This window comes from Mesobacterium pallidum (genome assembly GCF_019966535.1).
Classification (GTDB): Bacteria; Pseudomonadota; Alphaproteobacteria; order Rhodobacterales; family Rhodobacteraceae; genus Mesobacterium; species Mesobacterium pallidum.
This window is the reverse complement of sequence record NZ_JAIMID010000014.1, coordinates 105,077-127,966: the sequence shown is the minus strand read 5'-3', so window position 1 is coordinate 127,966 and position 22,890 is coordinate 105,077. Positions and strand designations below refer to the sequence as shown.

Annotated in this window: 23 protein-coding genes; 10 read left to right on the top strand and 13 right to left on the bottom strand. The window is 67.5% G+C overall.

Annotation, left to right across the window (positions count from 1 at the left end; genetic code table 11):
- Positions 1-151 precede the first annotated feature (151 nt).
- The 6 genes from acs to MF270_RS19225 all read right to left on the bottom strand — a co-directional run bounded on the left by acs (position 152) and on the right by MF270_RS19225 (position 7,486).
- Positions 152-2,101, bottom strand: a complete 1,950-nt coding sequence (gene acs / locus MF270_RS19250; RefSeq protein WP_238367404.1) for an acetate--CoA ligase — start codon at positions 2,099-2,101, stop codon at positions 152-154.
- Positions 2,102-2,215: 114 nt separating this feature from the next.
- On the bottom strand, positions 2,216-2,971 hold the full coding sequence (locus MF270_RS19245; protein ID WP_238367403.1) for an ABC transporter ATP-binding protein: 756 nt from the start codon (positions 2,969-2,971) through the stop codon (positions 2,216-2,218).
- A 15-nt stretch (positions 2,972-2,986) separates the two neighbouring features.
- A complete protein-coding gene (locus tag MF270_RS19240; RefSeq protein ID WP_238367402.1) occupies positions 2,987-3,742 on the bottom strand; it encodes an ABC transporter ATP-binding protein in 756 nt (251 codons plus the stop codon).
- A 13-nt stretch (positions 3,743-3,755) separates the two neighbouring features.
- A complete protein-coding gene (locus MF270_RS19235; protein WP_238367401.1) occupies positions 3,756-4,940 on the bottom strand; it encodes a branched-chain amino acid ABC transporter permease in 1,185 nt (394 codons plus the stop codon).
- Between the two features lie 3 nt (positions 4,941-4,943).
- Positions 4,944-6,020, bottom strand: a complete 1,077-nt coding sequence (locus MF270_RS19230) for a branched-chain amino acid ABC transporter permease (protein WP_238367400.1) — start codon at positions 6,018-6,020, stop codon at positions 4,944-4,946.
- Positions 6,021-6,133: 113 nt separating this feature from the next.
- Entirely contained in the window at positions 6,134-7,486 is a 1,353-nt protein-coding gene (locus MF270_RS19225; protein WP_238367399.1) for a substrate-binding protein, read from the bottom strand.
- 216 nt (positions 7,487-7,702) lie between these two features.
- On the opposite strand from MF270_RS19225, the gene MF270_RS19220 reads away from it, so the two are divergent.
- The 5 genes from MF270_RS19220 (at position 7,703) to MF270_RS19200 (ending at position 13,735) form a co-directional block, all read left to right on the top strand.
- Positions 7,703-8,992, top strand: coding sequence for a helix-turn-helix domain-containing protein (locus MF270_RS19220; RefSeq protein ID WP_238367398.1), 1,290 nt, complete (start codon positions 7,703-7,705; stop codon positions 8,990-8,992).
- A gap of 87 nt (positions 8,993-9,079) precedes the next feature.
- Positions 9,080-9,448, top strand: a complete 369-nt coding sequence (locus MF270_RS19215) for a response regulator transcription factor (RefSeq protein ID WP_238367397.1) — start codon at positions 9,080-9,082, stop codon at positions 9,446-9,448.
- Between the two features lie 16 nt (positions 9,449-9,464).
- Positions 9,465-9,758 carry a hypothetical protein gene (locus MF270_RS19210; RefSeq protein WP_238367396.1) on the top strand — a complete coding sequence of 98 codons (294 nt, stop codon included), beginning with the start codon at positions 9,465-9,467 and terminating at the stop codon, positions 9,756-9,758.
- Positions 9,755-12,439: an ATP-binding protein gene (locus tag MF270_RS19205; RefSeq protein ID WP_238367395.1), complete on the top strand. Its 2,685-nt coding sequence runs from the start codon at positions 9,755-9,757 to the stop codon at positions 12,437-12,439. Before MF270_RS19210 ends, MF270_RS19205 begins: the two co-directional genes overlap by 4 nt.
- A gap of 87 nt (positions 12,440-12,526) precedes the next feature.
- Positions 12,527-13,735 (top strand): FliM/FliN family flagellar motor C-terminal domain-containing protein, encoded by a 1,209-nt coding sequence (locus tag MF270_RS19200; RefSeq protein ID WP_238367394.1) that lies wholly within the window; start codon positions 12,527-12,529, stop codon positions 13,733-13,735.
- A gap of 131 nt (positions 13,736-13,866) precedes the next feature.
- Here MF270_RS19200 and MF270_RS19195 read toward each other — a convergent pair whose 3' ends face one another.
- The 4 genes from MF270_RS19195 to MF270_RS19180 form a co-directional block, all read right to left on the bottom strand.
- Positions 13,867-14,292: a protein tyrosine phosphatase family protein gene (locus MF270_RS19195; protein ID WP_238367393.1), complete on the bottom strand. Its 426-nt coding sequence runs from the start codon at positions 14,290-14,292 to the stop codon at positions 13,867-13,869.
- A gap of 10 nt (positions 14,293-14,302) precedes the next feature.
- Positions 14,303-14,734 carry a DUF6691 family protein gene (locus MF270_RS19190; RefSeq protein ID WP_238367392.1) on the bottom strand — a complete coding sequence of 144 codons (432 nt, stop codon included), beginning with the start codon at positions 14,732-14,734 and terminating at the stop codon, positions 14,303-14,305.
- Complete coding sequence (locus MF270_RS19185) at positions 14,734-15,159, bottom strand: YeeE/YedE family protein (RefSeq protein WP_238367391.1); 426 nt, start codon at positions 15,157-15,159, stop codon at positions 14,734-14,736. Before MF270_RS19185 ends, MF270_RS19190 begins: the two co-directional genes overlap by 1 nt.
- 138 nt (positions 15,160-15,297) lie before the next feature.
- Positions 15,298-16,161 (bottom strand): MBL fold metallo-hydrolase, encoded by an 864-nt coding sequence (locus MF270_RS19180; RefSeq protein WP_238367390.1) that lies wholly within the window; start codon positions 16,159-16,161, stop codon positions 15,298-15,300.
- A 158-nt stretch (positions 16,162-16,319) separates the two neighbouring features.
- Between MF270_RS19180 and MF270_RS19175 the strand changes: the two genes are divergently transcribed.
- The 3 genes from MF270_RS19175 (at position 16,320) to MF270_RS19165 (ending at position 19,016) form a co-directional block, all read left to right on the top strand.
- Positions 16,320-16,643: a TraR/DksA family transcriptional regulator gene (locus MF270_RS19175; RefSeq protein ID WP_238367389.1), complete on the top strand. Its 324-nt coding sequence runs from the start codon at positions 16,320-16,322 to the stop codon at positions 16,641-16,643.
- A gap of 26 nt (positions 16,644-16,669) precedes the next feature.
- Positions 16,670-16,840, top strand: coding sequence for a hypothetical protein (locus MF270_RS19170; protein ID WP_238367388.1), 171 nt, complete (start codon positions 16,670-16,672; stop codon positions 16,838-16,840).
- Positions 16,841-16,952: 112 nt separating this feature from the next.
- Positions 16,953-19,016 (top strand): 3-hydroxyacyl-CoA dehydrogenase NAD-binding domain-containing protein, encoded by a 2,064-nt coding sequence (locus MF270_RS19165; RefSeq protein WP_238367387.1) that lies wholly within the window; start codon positions 16,953-16,955, stop codon positions 19,014-19,016.
- Positions 19,017-19,023: 7 nt separating this feature from the next.
- Here MF270_RS19165 and MF270_RS19160 read toward each other — a convergent pair whose 3' ends face one another.
- Positions 19,024-19,239, bottom strand: a complete 216-nt coding sequence (locus tag MF270_RS19160) for a hypothetical protein (protein WP_238367386.1) — start codon at positions 19,237-19,239, stop codon at positions 19,024-19,026.
- Positions 19,240-19,400: 161 nt separating this feature from the next.
- On the opposite strand from MF270_RS19160, the gene MF270_RS19155 reads away from it, so the two are divergent.
- Positions 19,401-19,673 carry a DUF2312 domain-containing protein gene (locus MF270_RS19155; protein WP_238367385.1) on the top strand — a complete coding sequence of 91 codons (273 nt, stop codon included), beginning with the start codon at positions 19,401-19,403 and terminating at the stop codon, positions 19,671-19,673.
- Positions 19,674-19,710: 37 nt separating this feature from the next.
- On the opposite strand, the gene MF270_RS19150 is transcribed toward MF270_RS19155, so the two are convergent.
- Positions 19,711-20,586 carry a hypothetical protein gene (locus MF270_RS19150; protein ID WP_238367384.1) on the bottom strand — a complete coding sequence of 292 codons (876 nt, stop codon included), beginning with the start codon at positions 20,584-20,586 and terminating at the stop codon, positions 19,711-19,713.
- Positions 20,587-20,698: 112 nt separating this feature from the next.
- Between MF270_RS19150 and MF270_RS19145 the strand changes: the two genes are divergently transcribed.
- Positions 20,699-22,351, top strand: coding sequence for an ABC transporter permease (locus tag MF270_RS19145; protein ID WP_238367383.1), 1,653 nt, complete (start codon positions 20,699-20,701; stop codon positions 22,349-22,351).
- A gap of 103 nt (positions 22,352-22,454) precedes the next feature.
- Here MF270_RS19145 and MF270_RS19140 read toward each other — a convergent pair whose 3' ends face one another.
- A complete protein-coding gene (locus MF270_RS19140) occupies positions 22,455-22,811 on the bottom strand; it encodes a roadblock/LC7 domain-containing protein (protein ID WP_238367382.1) in 357 nt (118 codons plus the stop codon).
- Positions 22,812-22,890 lie beyond the last annotated feature (79 nt).

The window sequence follows — 22,890 nt, the reverse complement described above, 5'->3', positions numbered from 1 at the left end:
CGTTCTATTCATGGAGATTACCGACAATTTTACGGATCTTGCCGGTGTACGGAACTTTAAGAAGCTTGCCTGAACCTGAACCTCGTAACGGGCCATGAAAAAGGGCCGCGCGGCAATGCCGGCGGCCCTTTTCCAAGGATATGGAGGGCGATCAGGCCCCGGCGCGGTTCGCGATCAGGTCATCGACCACCGACGGATCGGCCAGCGTCGAGGTGTCACCCAGCGCACCGGTATCGTTCTCGGCGATCTTGCGCAGGATGCGGCGCATGATCTTGCCCGAGCGGGTCTTGGGCAGGCCCGGCGCCCACTGGATCACGTCGGGCGAGGCGATCGGCCCGATCTCGTTGCGGACCCAGGTCCGCAGCTCCTTGCGCAGCTCGTCCGTCGGCTCTTCGCCGTTCATCAGGGTGACGTAGCAATAGATGCCCTGGCCCTTGATCTCGTGCGGGTAGCCGACGACGGCGGCCTCGGCCACCTTGGAATGCGCCACGAGGGCCGATTCGACTTCGGCCGTGCCCATGCGGTGGCCCGAGACGTTGATCACGTCGTCCACGCGGCCGGTGATCCAGTAATCGCCGCCCGCGTCGCGCCGGCAGCCGTCACCGGTGAAGTAGTAGCCCTTGTAGTCCGAGAAATAGGTCTGCTCGAACCGCTCATGGTCGCCCCAGACGGTGCGCATCTGGCCGGGCCAGCTGTCCTTGATGCAAAGCACGCCCTCGACGCCGTCGCCCTCGACGACGGTCCCGGCGGTCGGGTCCAGCACGACAGGCTCGACGCCGAAGAAGGGCTTCATCGCCGCGCCCGGCTTCAGCGCATGGGCGCCGGGCAGGGGGGTCATCAGGTGGCCGCCGGTCTCGGTCTGCCACCAGGTGTCGACGATGGGGCATTTGCCCTTGCCGATGACGTCATTGTACCAGTTCCAGGCCTCGGGGTTGATCGGCTCGCCGACCGTGCCCAGCAGCTTGAGGCTGCTCAGGTCGTATGTCTCGACCCAGGAATTGCCCTGGCCCATCAGCGCGCGCAGGGCGGTGGGGGCGGTGTAGAACTGGTTGACCTTGTGCTTTTCGCAGACCGCCCAGAAGCGGCCGGCATCGGGGTAGGTCGGCACGCCTTCGAACATCAGCGTGGTGGCGCCGTTGGCGAGGGGGCCGTACACGATGTAGCTGTGGCCGGTGACCCAGCCCACGTCCGCGGTGCACCAGTAGACGTCGCCGTCATGGTAGTCGAAGGTGATCTCGTGCGTCATCGCCGCGTAGACGAGGTAGCCGCCCGAGGTGTGCACGACGCCCTTGGGCTTGCCGGTCGAGCCCGAGGTATAGAGGATGAACAGCGGGTCCTCGGCGTTCATCGGGCGCGGCGGGCAGTCGGGGGCGACGGTTTCCATCATCGCGTTCACGTCGACGTCGCGGCCGTCGATCCAGGTGGTCTGGTCGCCGGTGTGCTTGACCACGAGGCAGCGCACCTTGTCCGAGCAATGCAGCAGCGCCGCGTCGCAGTTGGACTTGAGAGCGGTCTTGCGGCCGCCGCGCGGGGCGCTGTCGGCGGTGATGACCAGCTTGGCGCCGCAATCGTTGATCCGGTTGGCCAGCGCGTCCGGCGAGAAACCGGCGAAGACGATGGAGTGGATCGCGCCGATGCGGGCGCAGGCCAGCATGGCATAGGCGGCCTCGGGGATCATCGGCAGGTAGATCACCACCCGGTCGCCGCGCATGACACCCTGCGAAAGCAGGACGTTGGCCATGCGGCAGACCTTCTCGTGCAGCTGGGTATAGGTGATGTGCTGCGCGGGGGCGTCCGGGTCATCGGGTTCGAAGATGATCGCGGTCTGGTCGCCCCGGGTTGCAAGGTGCCGGTCGACGCAATTGGCGGCGACGTTCAGCGTGCCGTCCTCGTACCACTTGATGTCGACGTTGCCGAAGTCGAAGCTGACGTTCTTGACCTTGGTGAAGGGCGCGATCCAGTCGATGCGCTGGCCCTGTTCGGCCCAGAACGCCTCGGGATCGTCGATCGAGGCCTTGTACATCGCGTCGTATTTCGCGGCGTCGACATGGGCGGTTTTCACGAATTCTTCGCTGGGGGGGTAGGTGGTGGCTCCGGTCATGAAGTCCTCCGAATTGCTGTCACTGTCCTGGGCCGGGCGGCTTCTCTCTCACCCGGAAGGGGTACGCCCCCGCCCGCCCGGTCGCAACCGGGACGAAGGGCGGAGGCGCAGGCATCAGATCGCGAGGTATTCCGCGCGCAGGCTCTCGTTTTCCAGCACCTCGGCGGCGGTGCCGTCAAAGACGATGGAGCCGGTGTCGAGGATGATCGCCCGGTCGGCCAGTTGCAAGGCGCGCACGGCGTTCTGTTCGACCAGGATCGTGGTGATGCCCTGTTCCTTGATGATGCGCAGGGTCTTTTCGATCTCGTCCACGATCACCGGGGCCAGCCCCTCGTAGGGTTCGTCCAGCAGCAGCACCTTGATGTCGCGCGCCAGCGCCCGGGCGATGGCCAGCATCTGCTGCTCGCCGCCCGACAGGGTCACGCCTTCCTGCTTGCGGCGCTCTCCGAGGCGGGGGAAAAGCTCGTAGAGCCGCTCGATCGACCAGCCGATGGGCGGGGCGATCTGGGCCAGTTGCAGGTTCTCCTCGACCGTGAGGCCGGGAATGATGCAGCGGTCCTCGGGGACGAGGCCGAGGCCGGCGACGCTGGCCTCGTAGCTTTTCATGTTGTGCAGCGGTTGGTGGTCCAGCCAGATCTCGCCCTTCTGCACCTGCGGCACGTCCATCCGCGCGATCGAGCGCAGCGTGGTGGTCTTGCCGGCGCCGTTGCGGCCCAGCAGGGCCAGGATCTCGCCCTCGTGCACGTTGAAGGAAATGCCCTGCACGATGTAGCTTTCACCGTAGTAGGAATGCATGTCCCAGACAGAGAGGAACGCGGGGGCCGTCTGGGCCTGGTTGGCGTTCTTGGAAAAGTCGGGTTTGACGTTCATCGCGAAAGCCCCCTGTTAAGCCGCCTCGCCAAGATACGCTTCGCGCACCTTGGGATGGCCCTTGATGTTGTCCGGCGTGTCCTCGACCAGGGGCGTGCCCTGGGCCAGCACCGTGATCCGCTCGGCCAGGCTGAACACCACGTGCATGTCGTGTTCGATGATGCAGATGGTGATGTCGCGCGTGTCGCGGATCTCCTTCAGCAGGTCGATCGTGTTGTTGGTGTCGGCCCGCGCCATGCCGGCGGTGGGTTCGTCCAAGAGCAGCATGCGCGGCTGCTGCACCAGGCACATCGCCATTTCCAGCCGCCGCTTGTCGCCGCGCGACAGCGACGCCGAATGGGCGTTGCGCTTGTCGATCATGTTGACGTCGATCAGCATCTGCTCGGCCTGTTCAACCAGAGATGTCTCGTTGGTGAAGCTTTCGATGGCATGCATGCGGAAGGCACCGTCCCGCTTGGCAAAGCAGGGGATCATCATGTTCTCGAACACCGTGAGATCGCCAAAGATCTCGGGGGTCTGGAACACGCGGCTGATGCCCATCTGGTTGATCTCGTGCGGGGTGCGGCCCAGCACCGACTGGCCGTCGAACATGACCGACCCCGTGTCGGGGATCAGCTTGCCGACGAGGCAGTTGAGCAGGGTGGATTTGCCCGCGCCGTTGGGGCCGATGATGGCGTGCACGCTGTTCTCATGCACGCTGAGGTTCACGTTGCTGAGCGCCTGCAGACCGCCAAAGCGCTTGCCCACGTCCTTGATCTCGAGGATTCCCATGGTCGTTCCTCCCTTATTCCGCGGGTTTCGTTGCGGTGTCGCTGGCCTTGCGGCTGCGGCCCGTGATCAGGCGGCCGATCCGCTGCCCACCCTCGACCAGCCCGCCGGGCAGGAAGATGATGATGACCATGAAGAGCGCGCCCAGCGTCAGGTGCCAGCCCTCGCCGGTGAACTTGGACAGGACCCAGATCAGCGGCGTCTCGATGAAGTCGGGCAGCCACGAGAACCAGCTGTGCAGCAGCGCCTCGTTCATCTTCGAGAAGACGTTCTCGAGGTACTTGATGGTGCCCGCGCCCAGGATCGGACCCAGCAGGGTGCCCGCGCCCCCGAGGATGGTCATGATGACGACCTCGCCCGAGGCGGTCCATTGCATCCGCTCGGCGCCGGCCAGCGGGTCCATGCAGGCCAGCAGGCCACCGGCAAGACCGGCATACATGCCCGAGATGACGAAGGCCGCCAAGGTGTAAGGCTTGGGGTTCAGGCCGGTGTAGCGCATCCGCTGCTGGTTCGACTTGACCGCGCGCAGCATCAGCCCGAAAGGCGAGCGGAAGATGCGGATGGCAAGGTAGAGCGAGATCAGCATCAGGATGGCGCAGAGGTAGTAGCCGACCGGGAAGGTGAATTCCCACGGGCCGAGATCCAGCGTGGCGCGCGCGCTCATCTCGAGGCCGAAGAGATGCGGCGAGGTCACGCCGTTCTCGCCCATCAGGATCTGCGGGTCGTTGGAATAGACCTGCAGGCCCGTCTCACCGTTGGTGAGCGGCGTCAGCACCGAGTAGGCGAGGCGGAAGGACATCTCGGCAAAGGCCAGGGTGAGGATCGAGAAGTAGATCCCCGAGCGGCGCAGCGAGATCCAGCCGATCAGCACCGAGAAGAGCCCGGCGACGATGACCGACAGGACCAGCGCCGGCACTATGTTGTAGTTCAGCAGCTTGAACATCCAGACCGCCGCGTAGGAGCCCACGCCGAGGAAGGCGGCGTGACCGAACGACAGGTAGCCGGTCAGGCCGAAGAGGATGTTGAAGCCGATGGCAAAGATCCCGAAGATCACGAAACGCTGCATCAGGTCCGGGTAGCCGCCGTTGAAGAAGGCCAGCGCGGTGTTCTGCGGAAAGATGTTCAGGATGAACGGGGCGAACAGGGCCAGCGCCGCGACAGCAAGCAGGAGCGCGGTGTCTTTCTTGTCGAGTCCCAGCATGGATTAGTCCTCCATCACGCCCTTGCGACCCATGAGGCCACGCGGACGGGTGAGCAGAATGATGATCGCGACCAGGTAGATGATGATCTGGTCCAGACCCTGGATGAGCTTTTCGGTGAAGGTCCCGTTCAGGTACAGGAAGTCCACGATGTAGCCCTTGAAGGTCGAGTTCGAGGCGAAGGATTCGAGGATCCCCAGCAGGAAGCCCGCGGCCACGGCGCCGGGCAGGGAGCCCATGCCGCCGACGACCACCACCACGAACGACAGCACGAGGAAGTCCATGCCCATGTGGTAGTTTGGCGAGTTGATCGGCGCGTACATGACGCCCGCCATCCCCGCGACCGCCGCCGCGATGCCGAACATGATGGTGAACCGCTTGTCGATGTTGATGCCCAGAAGGCCCACGGTCTCGCGGTCGGCCATGCCGGCCCGGACGACCATCCCGAAGGTGGTGAACTGCAAGAAGGCAAAGACCGCGCCGATCACGATGGCGGCGAAGGCAAAGTAGATCATCCGCCAGTAGGGATAGATGATGGTGTTGGCGTCAAAGCCCAGCAGCATGCCGATATCGGCCGATCCGCGGAACATGTCCGGCGCCGGCGTCTGGATCGGGTTGGCGCCGAAATTGGCCTTGATGATTTCCTGCAGCACGATGGCCAGGCCGAAGGTCACGAGGATCTGGTCGGCATGGGGACGCTTGTAGAAATGCTTGATCAGGCCGCGCTCCATCGCGTAGCCGACGAACAGCATGACCGGGATCGAGAACAGGATGGCCAGCGGCACCGACCATTCGATCAGCCCGCCTCCGAAACTTTCTCCAAACCAGGCCTCGACATAGGGCATGTCGACCTTGAGCGGATTGCCCAGGAAATCCTTCTGCGTCTCGTCGACCACCTGGAACGACAGCGTGAAGATCTTTTGCAGGGTGACGGCACAAAAGGCGCCGATCATGAACAGGGCCCCGTGGGCAAAGTTCACGACGCCCAGGGTGCCGAAGATCAGGGTAAGCCCAAGCGCGATCAGCGCATAGGCCGATCCCTTGTCGAGCCCGTTCAGGATTTGAAGGATGACGGCGTCCATCTCTGTCCCCACCTTTCGGTAAAAGCTATAAGGGCCGGGGACGCGCGCGCCCCCGGTTCGGGTCCGGCCACATCCCGAAGGATGCGGCCGGGTCTCGGTTTTGCGGAAACGGCTTACGCGCCGCTGTTGCACTCACCCAGGCTGGCTTCGGCGCCGCCGAACATCGGGTGATCCGGCGCGTATTCGACCTGCGCGCGCGGGGTGACTTCGACCACTTCGAGGATGTCGAACTGGTTGGCGGGGTTCTCTTTCCCCTTCATGACCAGCACGTCCTTGAAGCACTGGTGGTCGTCGGCACGGTAGAGCGTCGGGCCGTTGCCCAGCCCGTCGAATTCGAAGCCTTCGAGGGCCTCGACCACGGCGCAGGGGTTGAACGACCCGGCACGGGCCACGGCGTCTGCATAGAGCAGGGTCTGCACGTAGCAGGTATGGGCCGAGTTCGACGGCGGACGGCCGTACTTTTCACCGAAGGACTTCACGAAGGCCTTGGTGCCCTCGTCCGTCAGCTGCCAGTTCCAGTTCATCGAGCCGAACACGCCCTGCACGTTCTCGCCGGCGCCTTCTGCCATCAGCTCCGAATACAGCGGCACGACGATCTCGAACTGCTTGCCGTTGACCATCTTGTCGCGCAGGCCGAACTGAACGGCCTGGGTCAGCGAGTTGATCATGTTCCCGCCGTAATGGTTCAGGACCAGCACATCGGCGCCCGAGTTCAGCACCGGCGCGATGTAGGACGAGAAGTCGGTCGAGGCCAGCGGCGTCAGTACGTTGTTGACGGTCTCCCAGCCCATAGCCTCGGTCGCGGCCGCGATCGATTCCTGCTGCGTCCAGCCCCAGGTGTAATCGGCGGTCAGGTGGTAGGCGCGACGCTCGGACCCGTAGGCCTTGGCCAGCACCGGTGCCAGCGCGGCGCCCGACATGTAGGCGTTGAAGAAGTGGCGGAAGCCGTTGCGCTTGCGGTCCTTGCCGGTGGTGTCGTTCGAGTGGGTGAGGCCCGCCATGAACATCACGCCGGCGTCCTGGCAGAGGCCCTGAACAGCCACGGCCACGCCCGAGGAAGAGCCGCCGTTGATCATGATCGCGCCGTCTTTTTCGATCATCGACTTGGCCGATGCGCGTGCGGCGTCCGATTTGGTCTGCGTGTCGCCGGTGACGAACTGGACCTTCTTGCCCAGGATGCCGGTGCCGTCGAGCGCCTTGGACGAGAAGGTGTTCAGCATGCCGCCGTCGCCTTCGCCGTTCAGGTGCTGGACGGCCAGTTCCTGTGCGCGCAGCTCGTCAAGGCCCTCGTCGGCATAGGGGCCGGTCTGGGGCACGTTGAAGCCCAGCGTGACGGTCCCGCCGGTCGGCTCGTTGGTGAAGGCAGCGGCGGACGACGCGGTAAAGATCGTCGGCAGCGCGAGGCCTGCACCGGCAACGGCACCGGTCTTGAGGGCACCACGGCGCGTGATGTTCGATTTGGACATGAAATCCTCCCGTTTGGTGAATGCGCCGGCGGGGCTCCTCAACCCAGACGGCACGCACGTTCGTGCAAAGGTACTATGGCGGGAAGGTGGTAAATCGCGCAACAAGTGCTTTCATGACTTGTGTTTTTTTGTAAACAAATGCACAAGGTCAGGCGTCAAGCTGTAAAGAAGTTTTTTTGCGTCGCAGAAACCCCTTGATACTTACGGAAAATTTCGATGCCCCGTGACATCCTGACAGGCACCCGGATCCGCGAACGCAGGACGTTGCGTCAGATGCGGCAGTCGCAGTTAGCGCAAGCGGTCGGTATCTCTGCATCCTACCTGAATCTTATCGAGCACAACCGCCGCAGAATCGGTGGAAAGCTGCTGCTCAAGATCGCCGAGGCGCTGGGGGTTGAGCCCTCGCTCCTGACCGAGGGCGCCGAGGCCACGCATCTTGCCGAGCTGCGCGAGACGGCGGCCGAGGCGACGTCTCGCGGGGCCGAACTGGACCGGGTGGAGGAATTTGCCGGCCGGTTTCCCGGCTGGGCCGGCCTGGTTGCCGAGCAGCACCGCCGCATCCGCGCGCTCGAGCATTCCGTGGATACCCTGTCGGACCGGCTGACCCACGACCCCCACCTGGCCGCCGCCATGCACGAGGTGCTGTCGACCGTGACCGCGATCCGCTCGACCGCGTCGATCCTGGCCGAGGATCGCAACATCGCCGCCGAATGGCGCGAGCGGTTCCACCGCAACCTCAACGAGGATGCGGGCCGGCTGGCCGCGTCCAGCCAGGCGCTGGTGGCTTACCTCGACCGGGCCGAGGATGCCGCGGCCGAGGCGGCGGCCCCGCAGGAAGAGGCCGAGCGGTTCCTGTCGGCGCGCGGGTTCCACCTGAACGAGCTGGAGGAGGGCGCCGCGCTGAACGGGGCCGAGGACATCGAAAGCCCGGCCGCGCGGCATATCCTCGACACGCACGCGGCCCGCTATGCTGCCGATGCCGCGCGCATGCCGCTCGACGCGGTCCGCGCGGCGCTGGCCGAGACGGGCGGCCGCCCCGACCCGCTGGCGCTGGCCGCGCGCTTCGGCACCGATGCCGCCACCGCCATGCGCCGCCTCGCCGCGCTGCCGCGCGAGGTGGTCGGCGCGGACCTGGGCCTTGCCATATCGGACGCCTCGGGCGCGCTGATCTTCCGCCGCCCGGTCAGCGGCTTCGCCCTGCCGCGGTTCGGCGCCGCCTGTCCGCTCTGGCCGCTTTTCGCGGCCTTCGGTTGCGCCCATGTCCCGGTGCGCCAGGTGTTGCGCCAGGCCGGCCGCGACGGCGGCCTGTTCGAGGCCTGGGCCATCGCCCTCCCGGTTGCGGCGCCGCAGCCCAACAGTGCGCCGCTGCTCGAGGCGACGATGCTGCTGGTCCCCCTGCGTGGACCCGATCCCAGCCCCCGCGCGGTGGGCGTGGGTTGTCGGATTTGCCCGCAGGGCGATTGCCCCGGCCGCCGCGAGCCGTCAATCCTGGCAGAGGGGTTTTGACTTGCCCCCACAATAGCGCGATAACGATTGCGTCAGCGCATGTTGAGGGGCATGCGCCGGCGCGGAGGGACGTCTTTGGGGGGAGAGATGGCGAAACACGTGATGCTTGTCGAGGATGAGCCGAACATCATCGAGGCGATCCGATTCATCCTGACCCGCGACGGGTGGCGGGTGGACACGCATTCCGACGGCCAGACCGCGATCGACGCAATCGGCGCGGCGAACCCGGACCTCGTGATCCTCGACGTGATGCTGCCCGGCCGCTCGGGCTACGAGATCCTGCAGGAGCTGCGCGAGCGCCCGGCGACCGAGGGCCTGCCGGTGCTGATGCTGACCGCCCGCGGCCAGACCAAGGACCGCGAGACCGCCGAGCGCATCGGCGCGTCGCGCTTCATGACCAAGCCGTTCTCGAACGCCGAGATGCTCGAGGCGGTGCGCGACCTGGCCCGGGCCTGAGCGCCATGGGGGCGGCATGAGCGATCCCGACCAGCGCCCCTTGCCCCCGCCGCGTGAGCCGGCTGGCCCGGTCTTCCTGCATACGCGCCACTACCGCCAGCGCCGGCTGGTCGATGCGATCCGCCTGCTGCCCGTGCTGGCGCTGGCGCTGTTCCTGCTGCCGCTGCTCTGGCCCCGCGGAGAGGTCGCGGATTCGCGGGCCATCGTCTATCTCTTCGCCTCCTGGACTGTCCTGATCCTGCTCTCGGCGCTGCTGTCGCACCGCTTGCGCAGCTCGCGCGACAGCGAAGAGGCGGAGGGGCGGAAATGACCTCTCTCAACCTGCTGGTCGCGGTCTGCATCGCCTATGTCGTCTTCCTCTTCGGCGTGGCCTTCATCGCCGAACGCGCGGCCAAGCGCGGGCAGGGCGGCTGGCTGCGCCTGCCCATGGTCTACACGCTGTCGCTGTCGATCTACTGCACCGCCTGGACCTTCTACGGCGCGGTCGGCTATGCCGCGCGGTCGGGGCTGGAATATGTGACGATCTACCTTGGCCCGTCGATCGTCATGGTCGGCTGGTGGTGGGTGCTGCGCAAGATGGTCCGCGTGGGCCGGTCGCAGCGGATCACTTCCGTCGCCGACCTCATCTCGTCGCGCTTCGGCAAGTCGAACACGCTGGCGGTGATGGTCACGCTGCTGGCAGTCGTGGGGACGACGCCTTATATCGCGCTGCAACTTCAGTCGGTTACGCTGAGTTTCGCCACCTTCGCCGCCGCCGATGCCCGGGCGCCGCTGTCGACCGACCCCAATTCCAACGCGCTGGCCGTGGCCGCCGGGCTGGCGGTCTTTACCGTGATCTTCGGCACCCGCAACCTTGACGCCAACGAACGCCATCACGGCGTCGTCATGGCCATCGCGGTCGAGGCGGTGGTCAAGCTGTTCGCGCTGCTGGCCGTCGGCATCTTCGTCGTCTGGGGGCTGGGCGGAGGCGTCTCCGCCACCCTCGACAGGATCGACGCCTCGACCCTCGGCACCTGGCAGGTCGACGGCGGGCGCTGGGCGGCGCTGATCTTCCTGTCGGCCGCGGCCTTCCTGACCCTGCCACGCATGTTCCAGGTGCTGGTGGTCGAGAACGAGAACGAGGACCATCTGCGCACCGCCGGCTGGGCCTTTCCGCTGTACGTGATGCTCATGAGCCTCTTTGTCGTGCCCATCGCGGTCGTGGGCCTCGACCTGATGCCCGAGGGCGCGAACCCCGACCTGTTCGTGCTGACCGTGCCGCTGAGCCAGGGGCAGGAGGGGCTGGCGATGCTGTCCTTCCTCGGCGGGTTTTCCTCGGCCACCTCCATGGTGATCGTCGCCTCGCTGGCGCTGGCGACGATGGTGTCGAACCACGTGGTCATGCCGCTGTGGCTGCGGTTCTCGACCGCGGGCGCGACCCGGTCGGGCGACGTGCGCAACGTGGTGATCCTGTCGCGGCGGGTGGCGATCGCGGGCGTGCTGCTGCTGGGCTACCTTTATTATCGCATGTCGGGCGGCGGCGCGGCGCTGGCGGCCATCGGCCTGATCAGCTTTACCGGCGTGGCCCAGGTGCTGCCGGCCCTGCTGGGCGGGCTTTTCTGGCGCGGCGCGACCCGGTTCGGGGCCATGTCGGGGCTGCTCGTCGGCTTCGCGATCTGGGCCTACAGCCTGTTCCTGCCCAGCTTCGGCCCGGCGATCATGCCGCCCGGATTGCTCGAATCCGGCCCCTGGGGCCTCGGCTGGCTTCGGCCGCAGGCGCTGTTCGGCATCGCCGGGCTCGACCCGCTGGTCCACGCGGTGCTCTGGTCGATGCTGCTGAACGCGACCACCTTCTTCGTCGTCTCGCTGGTGACGTTCCCGTCGCCGCTGGAACGGTTGCAGGGTGCGCAGATGGTCAACGTCTTCGACCATTCCATGTCGCCGCGCAGTTGGCAGGGTGGGGCCGCGCAATCCGAGGACCTGTTGATCATGGCGCAGCGCATCCTTGGCTCGGCCGAGGCGCAGACCCTGTTCCGGTCCGAGGCCGAGCGGCAGGGGATCAAGGGCTACCTGCCCGAACCCAGCCCCGAGTTCCTGCAACGGCTCGAACGCCAGCTGTCGGGCTCGGTCGGTGCGGCCACGGCCCATGCGATGATCGGCCAGCTGGTCGGCGGCATGTCGGTGTCGGTGCAGGACCTGATGGCCGTGGCCGACGAGACGGCGCAGATGATGGAATATTCCTCGCGGCTCGAGGCGCAGAGCCAGGAGCTGAGCCGCACCGCCCGCCAACTGCGCGAGGCCAACGACAAGCTGACGCGGCTGTCGGTGCAGAAGGATGCCTTCCTGAGCCAGATCAGCCACGAGCTGCGCACGCCCATGACCTCGATCCGCGCGTTCTCCGAGATCCTGCGCGACATGGAGCTGACCGAGGAGGAGCAGAACCGCTATGCCTCGGTCATCCATGATGAAAGCCTGCGGCTGACCCGGCTGCTGGACGACCTGCTGGACCTTTCGGTGCTGGAGAACGGCCAGGTCAGCCTGAATATCCGGCGCGGCAACCTGTCGGTCGTTCTGGACCAGGCGGTCGCCTCCGCCTCGGCGGGCGAGGGTGGGCGGCGGCTCGAGATCCGCCGCGACAAGGCGCAGGAAGACCAGGTGCTGGCCAGCGATCTTGACCGGTTGGCGCAGGTCTTCATCAACCTCATCGCCAATGCGCGCAAGTATTGCGATGCCACGCAGCCGCGCCTGACCATCGCCGTCAGCCGGCGCGAAGGTGGCGTGGTGGTGGATTTCATCGACAACGGCTCGGGCATCCCGAAAGAGGCGCAGGACCTGATCTTTGAAAAATTCTCGCGCCTTGGCGAACAGAAGGCCGGCGGGGCCGGGCTGGGCCTTGCCATCTGCCGCGAGATCATGACGCGGCTGGGCGGCGACATCACCTACCTGCCGGGGCAGGGCGGGGCCGCCTTCCGCGTGCGCCTGCCCGCGCACCTGGCCCTGGCGGCGCAATAAACTGCGGCCGGTCCGGGCGGCATTTAGCCTATCGTAACCAAATCACGGATAGTTTGCCCCTGCAGAACCAGGGGCCGTGATCTGGCTATGAGCGACAACGACATCTCAGGGGTCCTCCGGCGCAAGGCGTCGGTGGGGCGCCAGCAGCACGAGGCACGGGCCATGCCCCCGGCCAAGGCGCTGCGGCTGTCCGTGTCGCGCGCGGCCGAGAAATTGTGGGGCCTGCCGGTGCGCATCCAGGGCATCCACCAGGAGATCGTCGGGCAAGAGGAGTTCCTGGAAAGCCTCGATGATTCCATGCTGCTGCTGCTGACCGACGGGCCGCTGGGCGCCATGGGCGCCGTCGCGATGGACCAGCAGACCGTCGCCGCGCTGGTCGAGGTGCAGACCATGGGCAAGGTGCTGCGCGCCCGCGCGGCCGAGCGGCAGCCGACGCGCACCGATGCCTCCGTCTCCGAGCCGCTGGTCAACGAGATGCTGCAGGGCCTGTCGATCAACCTGGCCGAGGATCGCAACGGCTGGTGGGCCGACGGCTTTCGTTACGGCGACATGGTCGAGGACGTGCGCACGCTGGGCCTGATCCTGACCGCGCCGGAAATGCAGGTCTTTCGCATGTCGATCGATTTCGACAGCGGCGCCAAGGAGGGGGAGCTGACCCTGGCCCTGCCGGTGCGGGAAAAGCCGGAAAAGGTCGAGCGCCCGCCCACCGGCAAGCCCAAGGCCGATTTCGGCGCCGAGTTCGAGAACGTGGAGGCGGAGCTGGACGTGGTGCTGGCCACGCTGCCCATGACCCTGGCGCAGGCGGAACGGCTGGCACCCGGCATGGTGCTGGAGCTGCCGCCCGACGCGCTGAGCAGGGTGCGGCTGTGCACCCGCGGGACCTGCCCGCGCATGGTCGGGCAGTTGGGCCAGGTGAACGGCTTCCGCGCGCTCAAGCTGAATGCCGGGCCCGGTCTCGCCCCGGCGGCCGCGTCGAAATCACCCGGCGGTGGCGCAGCGGCGGGAAGCGGCGCCGTCCCCGCGCTCGATTTCGATGGCGGCGGCTCAGGCGACTTGCCGCAACTGCCGCCGATGGACAGCCAGCCCGACATGGGCGACGGGGGCGGGGACTTTGGCGGCTTTGACACGGGGATGGAGGATCTGCCCGACCTGCCGCCGCTCGACGACCTGCCGGATCTGCCCCCGATGGAGGATCTGCCCGATCTTCCGCCGCTGGACGACCTGCCGGATTTCCCGGACCTGCCGGCGCTGAATTTCGACGATGACGACCCGCTGTCCAAGCTGATGGGCGACTAGCGGCAGGCCCGCCCCGCCGGATGGCCAGCGGTCCGCCATGAAAAAAGGCGCCCGAAGGCGCCCTTGTTCCGCTGGTTCATCTGGCGCCCGAACGTCCCCTTGTCCCGCAGGCGCGCGGCCAGGGCCGAGGGTCAGCGGCTGGCGAGCGCGTTCAGCACCGGCTCAAGCTGGCCGATGTCATAGCCGGCCGCGGCGGCCTTGGCGATGATCTCGTCCGCCGGCAGGTCGCCGGCCTGGCCGAAGGCCCATAGGTAGGTGCAGCGCGTGCCGGAGCGGCAATAGGCCAGCACCTTGCCGCCCGCCTCGTCACAGAGCCCGCGGTGCTGCATGGCCACTTCGGGGGTCAGCGTGTCGCCGGTGACCGGCAGCGCCTCGAACTCGATGCCCGCCGCCTTCGCCGCCTCGGCCATGGCCGCGATGTGCAGCTCGGGCGGGTTCTCGGCATCGGGGCGGTTGCAGATCACCCGCGCATACCCGGCCTCGGCCAGCGCCGCGAAATCTTCGGGCGCGATCTGCGGGGACACGTGGTAGGCGGGGGTGATCTGACGGATATCCATGGCCGCAGGATTACTCGGCGGGCACGGGCTTTTCAAGCCAGCTTCGGATCGACGGCACCAATGCCATCCCGCCAAGCATCGCGGCCACGAACACCAGGTTGCTGGTCCCCCCGAAGGTGAGCGAGGCGATGGCCGGGCCGGGGCAGAGACCGGCCAGGCCCCAGCCCGCGCCGAACAGGACCGAGCCGACGACCAGGTTGCGGTCCACGATCGGGTCGGGCTTGGGCGGGAAGATGCCGCCAAGCGCCGGCGTGCGGCCCTTGGTGATCTGCCAGGCGAAGAACATCGGGACGATGGCGCCGCCCATGACGAAGGCGAGGGTCGGGTCCCAGTTGCCGAAGACGTCGAGCCAGCCCTGCACCTTGGCGGTGTCGATCATGCCCGACACGAACAGCCCGGCGCCAAACAGGCTGCCTGCGAGAAGTGCGAAGAGATTGCGCATCAGATGATCCCCAGGATGTGACGGAACAGGACGACCGACAACCCGCCGGCGAGGATGTAGAACACGGTCGCGACGATGCCGCGGAAGTTCAGCCGCGAGATGCCGCAGACCCCGTGGCCCGAGGTGCAGCCATTGGCAAACCGCGTGCCGATGCCGACCAGCAGGCCGGCCGCGACCAGCACGCCGATGTTGCCGGTGATATGCGTGTCGACCTCGCCATACAGCGGGTAAAGCAACAGCGGCATCAGCGCCACGCCGGCCAGGAACCACAGCCGCTCGGCCGCGGTGTTCCGGCCCGACCCGTCGACCAGCCCGCCGATAAGGCCCGAGGCCCCCATGATCTTTCCGTTGATCAGCAGGAACACGGCCCCGCCGGTCCCGATCAGCAAGCCGCCGACCAGGCCCCAAATCCAATCCATCTGCATCTTTGCGTTTCCTTTTCTTCGTCCCTTTGGGTGTCGCACTCCGCCGCAATGCAGGGGGGCCCGGCCATGGCCGGGGCCCCGCAGCGCACCGGAGGAGGGTGCGGCCGGGGGCGTCGCGTCGCCCCCGGGTTGGTGGTGTCAGAGCTTGTTCACGGGTACCTTGAGGAAGACATCGCCCTTTTCATCCGCGGGCGGCATCTGCCCGGCGCGCATGTTCACCTGCAGCGACGGGATGATCAGCTTGGGCATGGCCAGCGTCGCATCGCGGGTGTCGCGCATCTCGACGAACTCGTCCTTGGACTTGCCGGCGCCGACGTGGACGTTGGCGGCCTTCTGCTCGGCCACGGTGGTTTCCCAGGCATAGGTGTCGCGGCCCGGCGCCTTGTAGTCGTGGCCCACGAAGATGCGGGTCTCGTCCGGCAGGGCGAGGATCTTCTGCACCGAGTCGTAGAGCGTCTCGGACGAGCCGCCGGGGAAGTCGCAGCGCGCGGTGCCGAAATCGGGCATGAACAGCGTGTCGCCGACGAAGGCCGCGTCGCCGATGACATAGGTCAGGCAGGCCGGCGTGTGGCCCGGCGTGTGCAGAACGTCGACGCGCAGCTGGCCGATGTGGACGCTGTCGCCCTCGACGAACAGCTTGTCGAATTGCGAGCCGTCGCGCTGGAACTCGGTGCCCTCGTTGAAGACCTTGCCGAAGGTGTCCTGCACGATCTTGATGCGGTCGCCGATGCCGATCTTGCCGCCGACCCGTTCCTGCAGGTAGGGCGCGGCCGACAGGTGGTCGGCGTGGACATGGGTTTCCAGCAGCCATTCGACCTTGAGATCGTTGGCTTTCACGTAATCGATGATCGCGTCGGCCGACTTGGTGTCGGTGCGGCCGGACGAGTAGTCGAAGTCGAGCACGCTGTCGATGATCGCGCAGCTCGAGCCGTTCGGGTCCTTGACCACGAAGGAAATGGTGTTGGTGGCGTCGTCGAAGAAGGCTTTGACGTTGGGGTTCATGGGGTAATCCTCCGTTTGCCTGATACATATAACAAAACACGAATGTGTTTCAAGCCCCCTGCAGGCACCCGCGCCGGAATCTGTGTCAAGTTGATGTGAATCAACGCAGAAGGCGCAGGCGCGGGGCATCTATTTCCGGACCAATCCAGGAGGAAGTGATGCCTGACACGGCAAAATTCAGGGACCGGCTGCTGTCCCGGCTCGGAGAACTTGATTCGCGGCTGCAGTCGATCGAGACTCAGCTGGACGAGCCGCACCTGCGCGACTGGGAAGAAGACGCGGTCGAACGCGAGGGTGACGAGGTGCTGGAATCGCTCGGCCAGGCCGGCCAGGACGAGATCCGCCGCATCCGCGCCGCGCTGGGGCGCATCCGCGACGGAAGCTATGGCCTTTGCGCCCGCTGCGGCGACGCCATTTCGCAAGCCCGGCTCGAGGTTCTGCCGGACACGCCGTTCTGCAAGGCCTGCGCGGCCGCCCACTAGGCGCCCATCCATAGGAGGATGCACCGATGAAAGACCTGATCATCAAGGAAATCACCGAGCTCGAGACCAAGCTGACCTCGGCCACCGGCGAAGAACTGGCGGCACTGAAGGCGCGGCTCGCCGAGCTGCAAGGCAAGCTCGCGGCGCAATCGACCGATGACGGCGAGGATTCGTCCTTTGACAACATGCCGGTCTGACCCGGCGCGCCGGTTCTTGCCCCCGGGTCTTTCGCCGGGTTACCATCGCGTCATGTGACGGCCGCAGAGCCGTGTGCGGCCCGCGAGGTGCCGCGAGTGACGAGGGGTGTACGTGTCGGGCCAGGTCCTTTGCGAGGTCACGGAGGGGATCGCGATCATCACGATCGCCAGCCCTCCGACGAACCTTCTTTCCGTGCAGATCCGCGCCGCGCTGGTCGCGGCGCTGGGCCGGGCCGCCAAGGACCCGGAGACCGAGGCCATCGTGCTCTGCGGCAAGGGCGGGGTGCTCTCGGGCGGAATCGACCCGGCCGATTACGATGCCCCGCTGGCGGCGCCTGATCTTCAGGCGCTGTGCCGCGCGATCGAGGACTGCCCCCGCCCCGTGGTGACCGCGCTGGGCGGCCTGGTCAGCGGCGCCGGGTTCGAACTGGCGCTGGCCGCGCATTACCGCGTCGCCAGCGCCTCGGCCCGGATCTGCCTGCCCGAGGTGGTGCTGGGCCTCGTGCCCTCGGGCGGGGCGACGCAGCGCCTGCCGCGACTTGGCGGCGCGGCCCGGGCACTTGACCTCATGCTGAGCGGCAAGGCGGCGGCGGTGACCGATCCGGCCGGGCGCTTCTTTGTCGACGTGGTGACCGAGGGCGACGCCCGGCTCGAGGCGATGGTGCATGCGCGCCGCGTGGTGCAGGCCGGCGGGGCTGTCCGGCGGACGCGCGACCAGACCCGGGGCCTGGCCGATGCGAAATCCTACCAGGCCGAGATCGCGGCGCGCCAGGCCACCCTGCCAGATGTGCCGGGCGAGGCCGCCAGCCAGGTCCTGCGCTGCGTGGATTCGGCGCTGGTGCTGCCCTTCGAGGCGGGGCTGAAGCTCGAGGCGGAGCTGGCCGAGGCCTGCCGCGCCTCGGACCGCAGCGAGGGGCTGCGCCACATCTACCGGGCCGAGCGGCAGCTGTCGCGCAGCCCCGAGCTGCGCGATGCCCGCGGCTGGCCGATCCGGTCGGTCGGGCTGGTGGGCGGCGGCGCGGTGGCGGCCGAACTGGCGGTGATCGCGCTCGACGCCGGGCTGGTGGCGCGGATGCATGTGGTGGACGACGCGGCCATTAAGACGACGCGCGCCGGGGTCGAGGCGATCTATGCTCGGGCCGTGTCGCGCGGGCGCTTGTCGGAACGGTTGCGCCAGTCGCGGCTGTCCCGTCTGGACGTGACGCGGGCGCTGGACGAGGCCGCAAGCTGCGACCTGGTGATCGAGACGACGGGCGCCGACCACCATTCCCGCGCGATCCTGCTGCAACGGCTCATGGCGCGGGCGCCCGAGCATACCATCGTGCTGACCACCGGCCCCTGCGGCCGGCTGCCCGAACTGGCGGCGGGCACCGGCGTTCCAACCCACGTGATGGGCCTGCGCACCGCCAGCCCGGCCCATGTCATGCGCCTGGTCGAACTGGTCACCCATGCCGCCACCGCGCCCGAGGCGGTGGCCGCCTGCGTCATGGCGCTGCGGCGGATGTCGCGGGTGCCGCTGCGCACCGGCCCCATCGACGCGCCCGTCGCGCAGACCCTGTGGCTGGCGCTGGTGCAGGCCGCGCTGGCGCTGGCCGACACCGGCGTGCACCCCTACCGGATCGAGGCGGCGCTGCGCGACGCGGGCCTGCGCACCGGACCCTTCCAGTGGATCGACGACACCGGCTTCGAGGCCGTGCAGGCGCGGCTGGCCCGCGCCGGTTGGCCCGGCAGCGCGGTGTTGCACGGGATGGCCGGGGCGGGACGCAGCGGACGGGCCGATGGGGCCGGGTTCCTGCTCTATCCCAACGGCGCACGCGGCGCCCCCGAGCCGGACCGGGGGCTGGCCGACCTCTTGCGCCGCATGCGGCCCGACCGGGGTCTCGGGGACGAGGACGTGGTGGCCGTCTGCCTTGCCGTTCTGGCCAACACCGGCGCGCGGCTGCTGCGCGAGAACGCGGTGATGCGGCCGGCCGACCTCGACGTGGCGATGGTCTATGGAAACGGCTTCCCGCGGGTGTTGGGCGGGCCGATGAAGGCGGCCGACCTTGCGGGGCTCTTCACGGTCCAGCGGCGGCTCGAACGGCTGGCCGAGCGGGCCCATGCCGTCTTTGCGCCCGATCCCAAGCTGCTGGAGCTTGTCCGAAACGGCCTGCTGTTCAGCGATCTCGACGGCTGAGCGGTGCCTAGCCGAGGAAGATGCCGACGATCACCAGCATCAGCCCCAGGGTCGAGCAGAGCAGCGAGGCCAGGTTGACCGGGATCAGCTTGCGCAGCCGCTCGCGCGTCGTGTCGTCGTCGAGGCCCTGACCGCGCAGGCGGGCGGCGGCGACGATGCAGTAGATGATGCCGATGAGGCCGAGGACCGAAATGCCGGCTCCGATCCAGATGAGCGATTGCATGGCGCTGTCCCTCCTGCGCTGCGGGCCGCGCGGTCCTAGCAGGTTGCGGGGCGGGCGGGAACCCCTTGCGGCACCGCGCCGGGGCGGCTAACCAGAGGCTCGGCCCGGGGCAGGGCGCCCATGCGGCGCGGCCCGGCAATAGCGATAACGGAGGCGGCAGCATGGACGACCTGGAACCGGAAACGAAACCCGACAGCTACCGCGTCACCGCGGACGAGCTGCGCCAGTTCATCGAGCGCTACGAGCGGCTCGAGATGGAAAAGAAGGACATCGCCGACCAGCAGAAAGAGGTGATGGCCGAGGCCAAGGGCCGCGGCTACGACACCAAGGTCATGCGCAAGGTCATCGCCCTGCGCAAGCGCGAGCCCGACGACATCGCCGAGGAAGAGGCGGTGCTGGAGATGTACAAGGAAGCGTTGGGCATGCAGCCCTGAGCCCTGCGCGGCGCGGGCCCCTGCGGCCTGCGCCCGCCTATGGCGAGATCAGCGTCACCCCCGGCAGGCGCGCGATCCGGTAGACGTCTTCCTCGTAGCCCTCCGTCATGGTCTCGACCAGCTCGGGCGACCAGCCGGGCAGGTCGAGTTCCTCTTCGACCTTGTCGTCCTCGACATACTTGGCGAGAAAGGCGGCCATGACCCGGCGTTTCTGGATCTCGGGCATCTGCGGATGCTGCTTGAGATAGGCGCGGAAGCGCTTGGTCCCTTCCGGCGCCATGATGTTGGTCAGGATGTCGAAGGCGCCCTTGATCTTCTGCGTGCTGTCGAGCCCGCCGATGTCGCGCACGATCTGGCCCCAGGTCAGCGGCGTATCCTCGTTGCACCAGGCGGTGATGCGCAGGCCCGGCACCTCTTCGAGGATGCGCTCGACCATCTCGGACCAGCGGAATTCCAGCGGATCGCAGCCGCCGAGGAAATCGCGGTAATCCGTCGCCCCGCTGAACTTATAGACCGCCGGGATCCAGGTCGCCGGGTCGCGCAGGCCGAGGTACAGCTCGACCTCGTCGCCCTGCATCAGCTCGCGCAGGTAAGCGAGGTGTTCGCTGGCCCGCGCATAGGGCATCCCCCAGGCCAGCGCGCCCCGGTCGGTGGCAAAGAAATTGGTGTCCGACAGCACCAGCCTTTCGACGTGGTCATCGTCGAGGATCGCGTCGAGGAACACCTCGCGGGCATCTTGCGCCAGCGGCGCCTCGCGCGCGGCGCCAAGGATCTGCGCCAGCAGGCCGCGGTAGCGGCTGGGGCCGGGGACAACGGTGCCCTGGCTGCGCAAGAGGTCGGAGTTTCGCAAGAGGCATTTGACGAGGCGATCGCCGCCCGTGCAATGAACGCCCGCGTGGATGATGACCTGCATGGCTTGTCCGACCTTGTTATCCCGATGGTTGTAGCGCAGGGGAATGCAAAGGTGAACCACCCGCGCGCGGCCCCGTCTGGACAGGCGCGGGGCTTTGCGGCAACAGGGGGGCATGAGCGATACTGCCTCCTCCCCAACGCGGCTGCGCCTGCCCCGTGTCAGCCCCTGGTCCCTGGGCGCGATCCTGATCGCGGTCGTGGTGCTGGGGCCGATCCTGTCGGTGATCTGGATCGCCTTCCACCCGACGCAGAACATCTGGCCGCATCTCGTGTCGACGACGCTGCCGCGCTATCTCAAGACCACGGTGCTGCTGATGGGCGCGGTAGGGCTCTTGACCGCCTGCGTCGGTTCAGGCGCGGCCTGGATCGTGACGCGCTACCGCTTTCCCTTCGCGGGGTGGATCGAGTACCTCTTGCTGCTGCCCCTCGCCATCCCGGCCTATGTGGGTGCCTATGCGCTGGTCGATTTCCTCGAATACGCGGGGCCGGTGCAGACCGGGTTGCGGCAGCTCTTTGGCTGGCAGACGGCGCGCGATTACTGGTTCCCCGAGATCCGGTCGATGGGCGCGGCGATCCTGGTGCTGTCGGCGGCGCTTTACCCTTACGTCTACCTGCTGTCCCGCGCGGCCTTCCGCGAGCAATCGGGCGATGGCGAGGAGGTGGCGCAATCGCTGGGCGCCGGGGCCATCGCGCGGTTCTGGCGCATCGGGCTGCCGCTGGCGCGCCCCGCCATCGCCGCCGGCGTCGCCGTGGTGATGATGGAGACGGTGAACGATTTCGGCACGGTCGATTACTTTGCCGTGCAGACGCTGACCACGGGCATCTTCTCGGTCTGGCTGGAAAGCTCGAACGCGGGCGGGGCGGCGCAGATCGCCTGCGTGGTGCTGACGCTGGTCATCCTGCTGGTCACGCTGGAGAAACTCAGCCGCCGCCGGCTGCGGTTCTTTGCCCTGTCGCGGCGCAATCGCCCCGTGACGCGGCAGCAGCTCAAGGGGGCTGCGGGCTGGCTGGCGCTGGCGCTGTGCTTTGTCCCCTTCGCCTTCGGCTTCCTGCTGCCGGGCGGGGTGATCCTGTCGCACGCGCTGGCGAACATGGAGCTTTGGGCCGACCCCGCGCTGCTGCGTGCGCTGTGGCACACGTTGACCGTGGGCGGGATCGCCGCCGCCGTGACGGTGCTGGCCGGGGTCTTCATGGTCTACGGGGTGCGCCTCTCGGGCCACCCGCTGCCGCGCCTGCTGCTGCCGATCACCACGATCGGCTATGCCGCGCCGGGGGCTGTGCTGGGGGTCGGCATCCTGATCCCGCTCGCCTCGGTCGACCACGCGCTGGCCGATACGGTCGAGGCGGTGACGGGCATCGACATCGGCCTCGTGCTGACCGGCTCGGCCTTCGCGCTGGTGCTGGCCTATGGCGTGCGCTTCTTTGCCATCGCGCAGGGGGCGGCCGATGCGGCCATGGGGCGCGTGTCGCCCAACCTGGCCGCCGCCGCGCGGTCGCTGGGCCGGGGCAGGGGGCAGGTCCTGCGCGAGATCTACTACCCGCTGATCCGCGGCTCGGTCGCCTCGGCGCTGCTGCTGGTCTTCGTCGATTGCGTCAAGGAACTGCCGGCGACGCTGCTGCTGCGCCCGTTCAACTACGACACGCTGGCGACGCGGGTCTACGACCAGGCCAGCCTCGAGAACCTCGGCGATGCCTCGCCCGCCGCGATCCTCGTGATCGCCGTGGGGCTGGCCGCCGTGGGCCTGCTGGCCCGCGCCAACCGCTGATCGCCGGGACAAGGTCGCCAGGCGGCGCCCCGAAGAGCGCGCGCAACGGCAAAAGGGGCGCCCCGAAGGACGCCCCGGCCTGGTGACCCGAGGGAGAGGGTGATCAGACGGCGACTTTTTCCTCGATCCGCTTCAGCTGAAGGCGGGCCATGCCGAGGTTGGCGTTCTTGCGGTCCAGCGCCACGTAGATGAACTTGGACTGGTCACGGTCCAGCGGGCGGATCAGGTGGATCTGCGTGCCGAGGGTGATCAGGATGTCCTCGATGTTGGTGTCGAGCTGCAGCACTTCCATCGCCTCGCGCTTGGCGCGGATGAAGGTGGTGTTCATGGCCGCGGCCGCTTCGAGGTCCAGCTTGCCTTTGCCGCCGCCGACAGCGTCCAGCATCATGCCGGATTCGGTGTCCACGAGGCAGGCGCCGATGAAGCCGTGGATCTCTGCGGTTTCTGCGATGAGGCTCATGTCGAAATTTCCTTTCGTGATGATCGTCCGGGGTTCTGCCGGGGGGTCGATCTTGGTTTCTGTCTTCGTCTCTGGTTGA

Coding starts and splice junctions, on each gene's coding strand:
- acs (WP_238367404.1), bottom strand. CDS start 2,101: ATGACCGGAGCCACCACCTACCCCCCCAGCGAAGAATTCGTGAAAACC.
- MF270_RS19245 (WP_238367403.1), bottom strand. CDS start 2,971: ATGAACGTCAAACCCGACTTTTCCAAGAACGCCAACCAGGCCCAGACG.
- MF270_RS19240 (WP_238367402.1), bottom strand. CDS start 3,742: ATGGGAATCCTCGAGATCAAGGACGTGGGCAAGCGCTTTGGCGGTCTG.
- MF270_RS19235 (WP_238367401.1), bottom strand. CDS start 4,940: ATGCTGGGACTCGACAAGAAAGACACCGCGCTCCTGCTTGCTGTCGCG.
- MF270_RS19230 (WP_238367400.1), bottom strand. CDS start 6,020: ATGGACGCCGTCATCCTTCAAATCCTGAACGGGCTCGACAAGGGATCG.
- MF270_RS19225 (WP_238367399.1), bottom strand. CDS start 7,486: ATGTCCAAATCGAACATCACGCGCCGTGGTGCCCTCAAGACCGGTGCC.
- MF270_RS19220 (WP_238367398.1), top strand. CDS start 7,703: ATGCCCCGTGACATCCTGACAGGCACCCGGATCCGCGAACGCAGGACG.
- MF270_RS19215 (WP_238367397.1), top strand. CDS start 9,080: ATGGCGAAACACGTGATGCTTGTCGAGGATGAGCCGAACATCATCGAG.
- MF270_RS19210 (WP_238367396.1), top strand. CDS start 9,465: ATGAGCGATCCCGACCAGCGCCCCTTGCCCCCGCCGCGTGAGCCGGCT.
- MF270_RS19205 (WP_238367395.1), top strand. CDS start 9,755: ATGACCTCTCTCAACCTGCTGGTCGCGGTCTGCATCGCCTATGTCGTC.
- MF270_RS19200 (WP_238367394.1), top strand. CDS start 12,527: ATGAGCGACAACGACATCTCAGGGGTCCTCCGGCGCAAGGCGTCGGTG.
- MF270_RS19195 (WP_238367393.1), bottom strand. CDS start 14,292: ATGGATATCCGTCAGATCACCCCCGCCTACCACGTGTCCCCGCAGATC.
- MF270_RS19190 (WP_238367392.1), bottom strand. CDS start 14,734: ATGCGCAATCTCTTCGCACTTCTCGCAGGCAGCCTGTTTGGCGCCGGG.
- MF270_RS19185 (WP_238367391.1), bottom strand. CDS start 15,159: ATGCAGATGGATTGGATTTGGGGCCTGGTCGGCGGCTTGCTGATCGGG.
- MF270_RS19180 (WP_238367390.1), bottom strand. CDS start 16,161: ATGAACCCCAACGTCAAAGCCTTCTTCGACGACGCCACCAACACCATT.
- MF270_RS19175 (WP_238367389.1), top strand. CDS start 16,320: ATGCCTGACACGGCAAAATTCAGGGACCGGCTGCTGTCCCGGCTCGGA.
- MF270_RS19170 (WP_238367388.1), top strand. CDS start 16,670: ATGAAAGACCTGATCATCAAGGAAATCACCGAGCTCGAGACCAAGCTG.
- MF270_RS19160 (WP_238367386.1), bottom strand. CDS start 19,239: ATGCAATCGCTCATCTGGATCGGAGCCGGCATTTCGGTCCTCGGCCTC.
- MF270_RS19155 (WP_238367385.1), top strand. CDS start 19,401: ATGGACGACCTGGAACCGGAAACGAAACCCGACAGCTACCGCGTCACC.
- MF270_RS19150 (WP_238367384.1), bottom strand. CDS start 20,586: ATGCAGGTCATCATCCACGCGGGCGTTCATTGCACGGGCGGCGATCGC.
- MF270_RS19145 (WP_238367383.1), top strand. CDS start 20,699: ATGAGCGATACTGCCTCCTCCCCAACGCGGCTGCGCCTGCCCCGTGTC.
- MF270_RS19140 (WP_238367382.1), bottom strand. CDS start 22,811: ATGAGCCTCATCGCAGAAACCGCAGAGATCCACGGCTTCATCGGCGCC.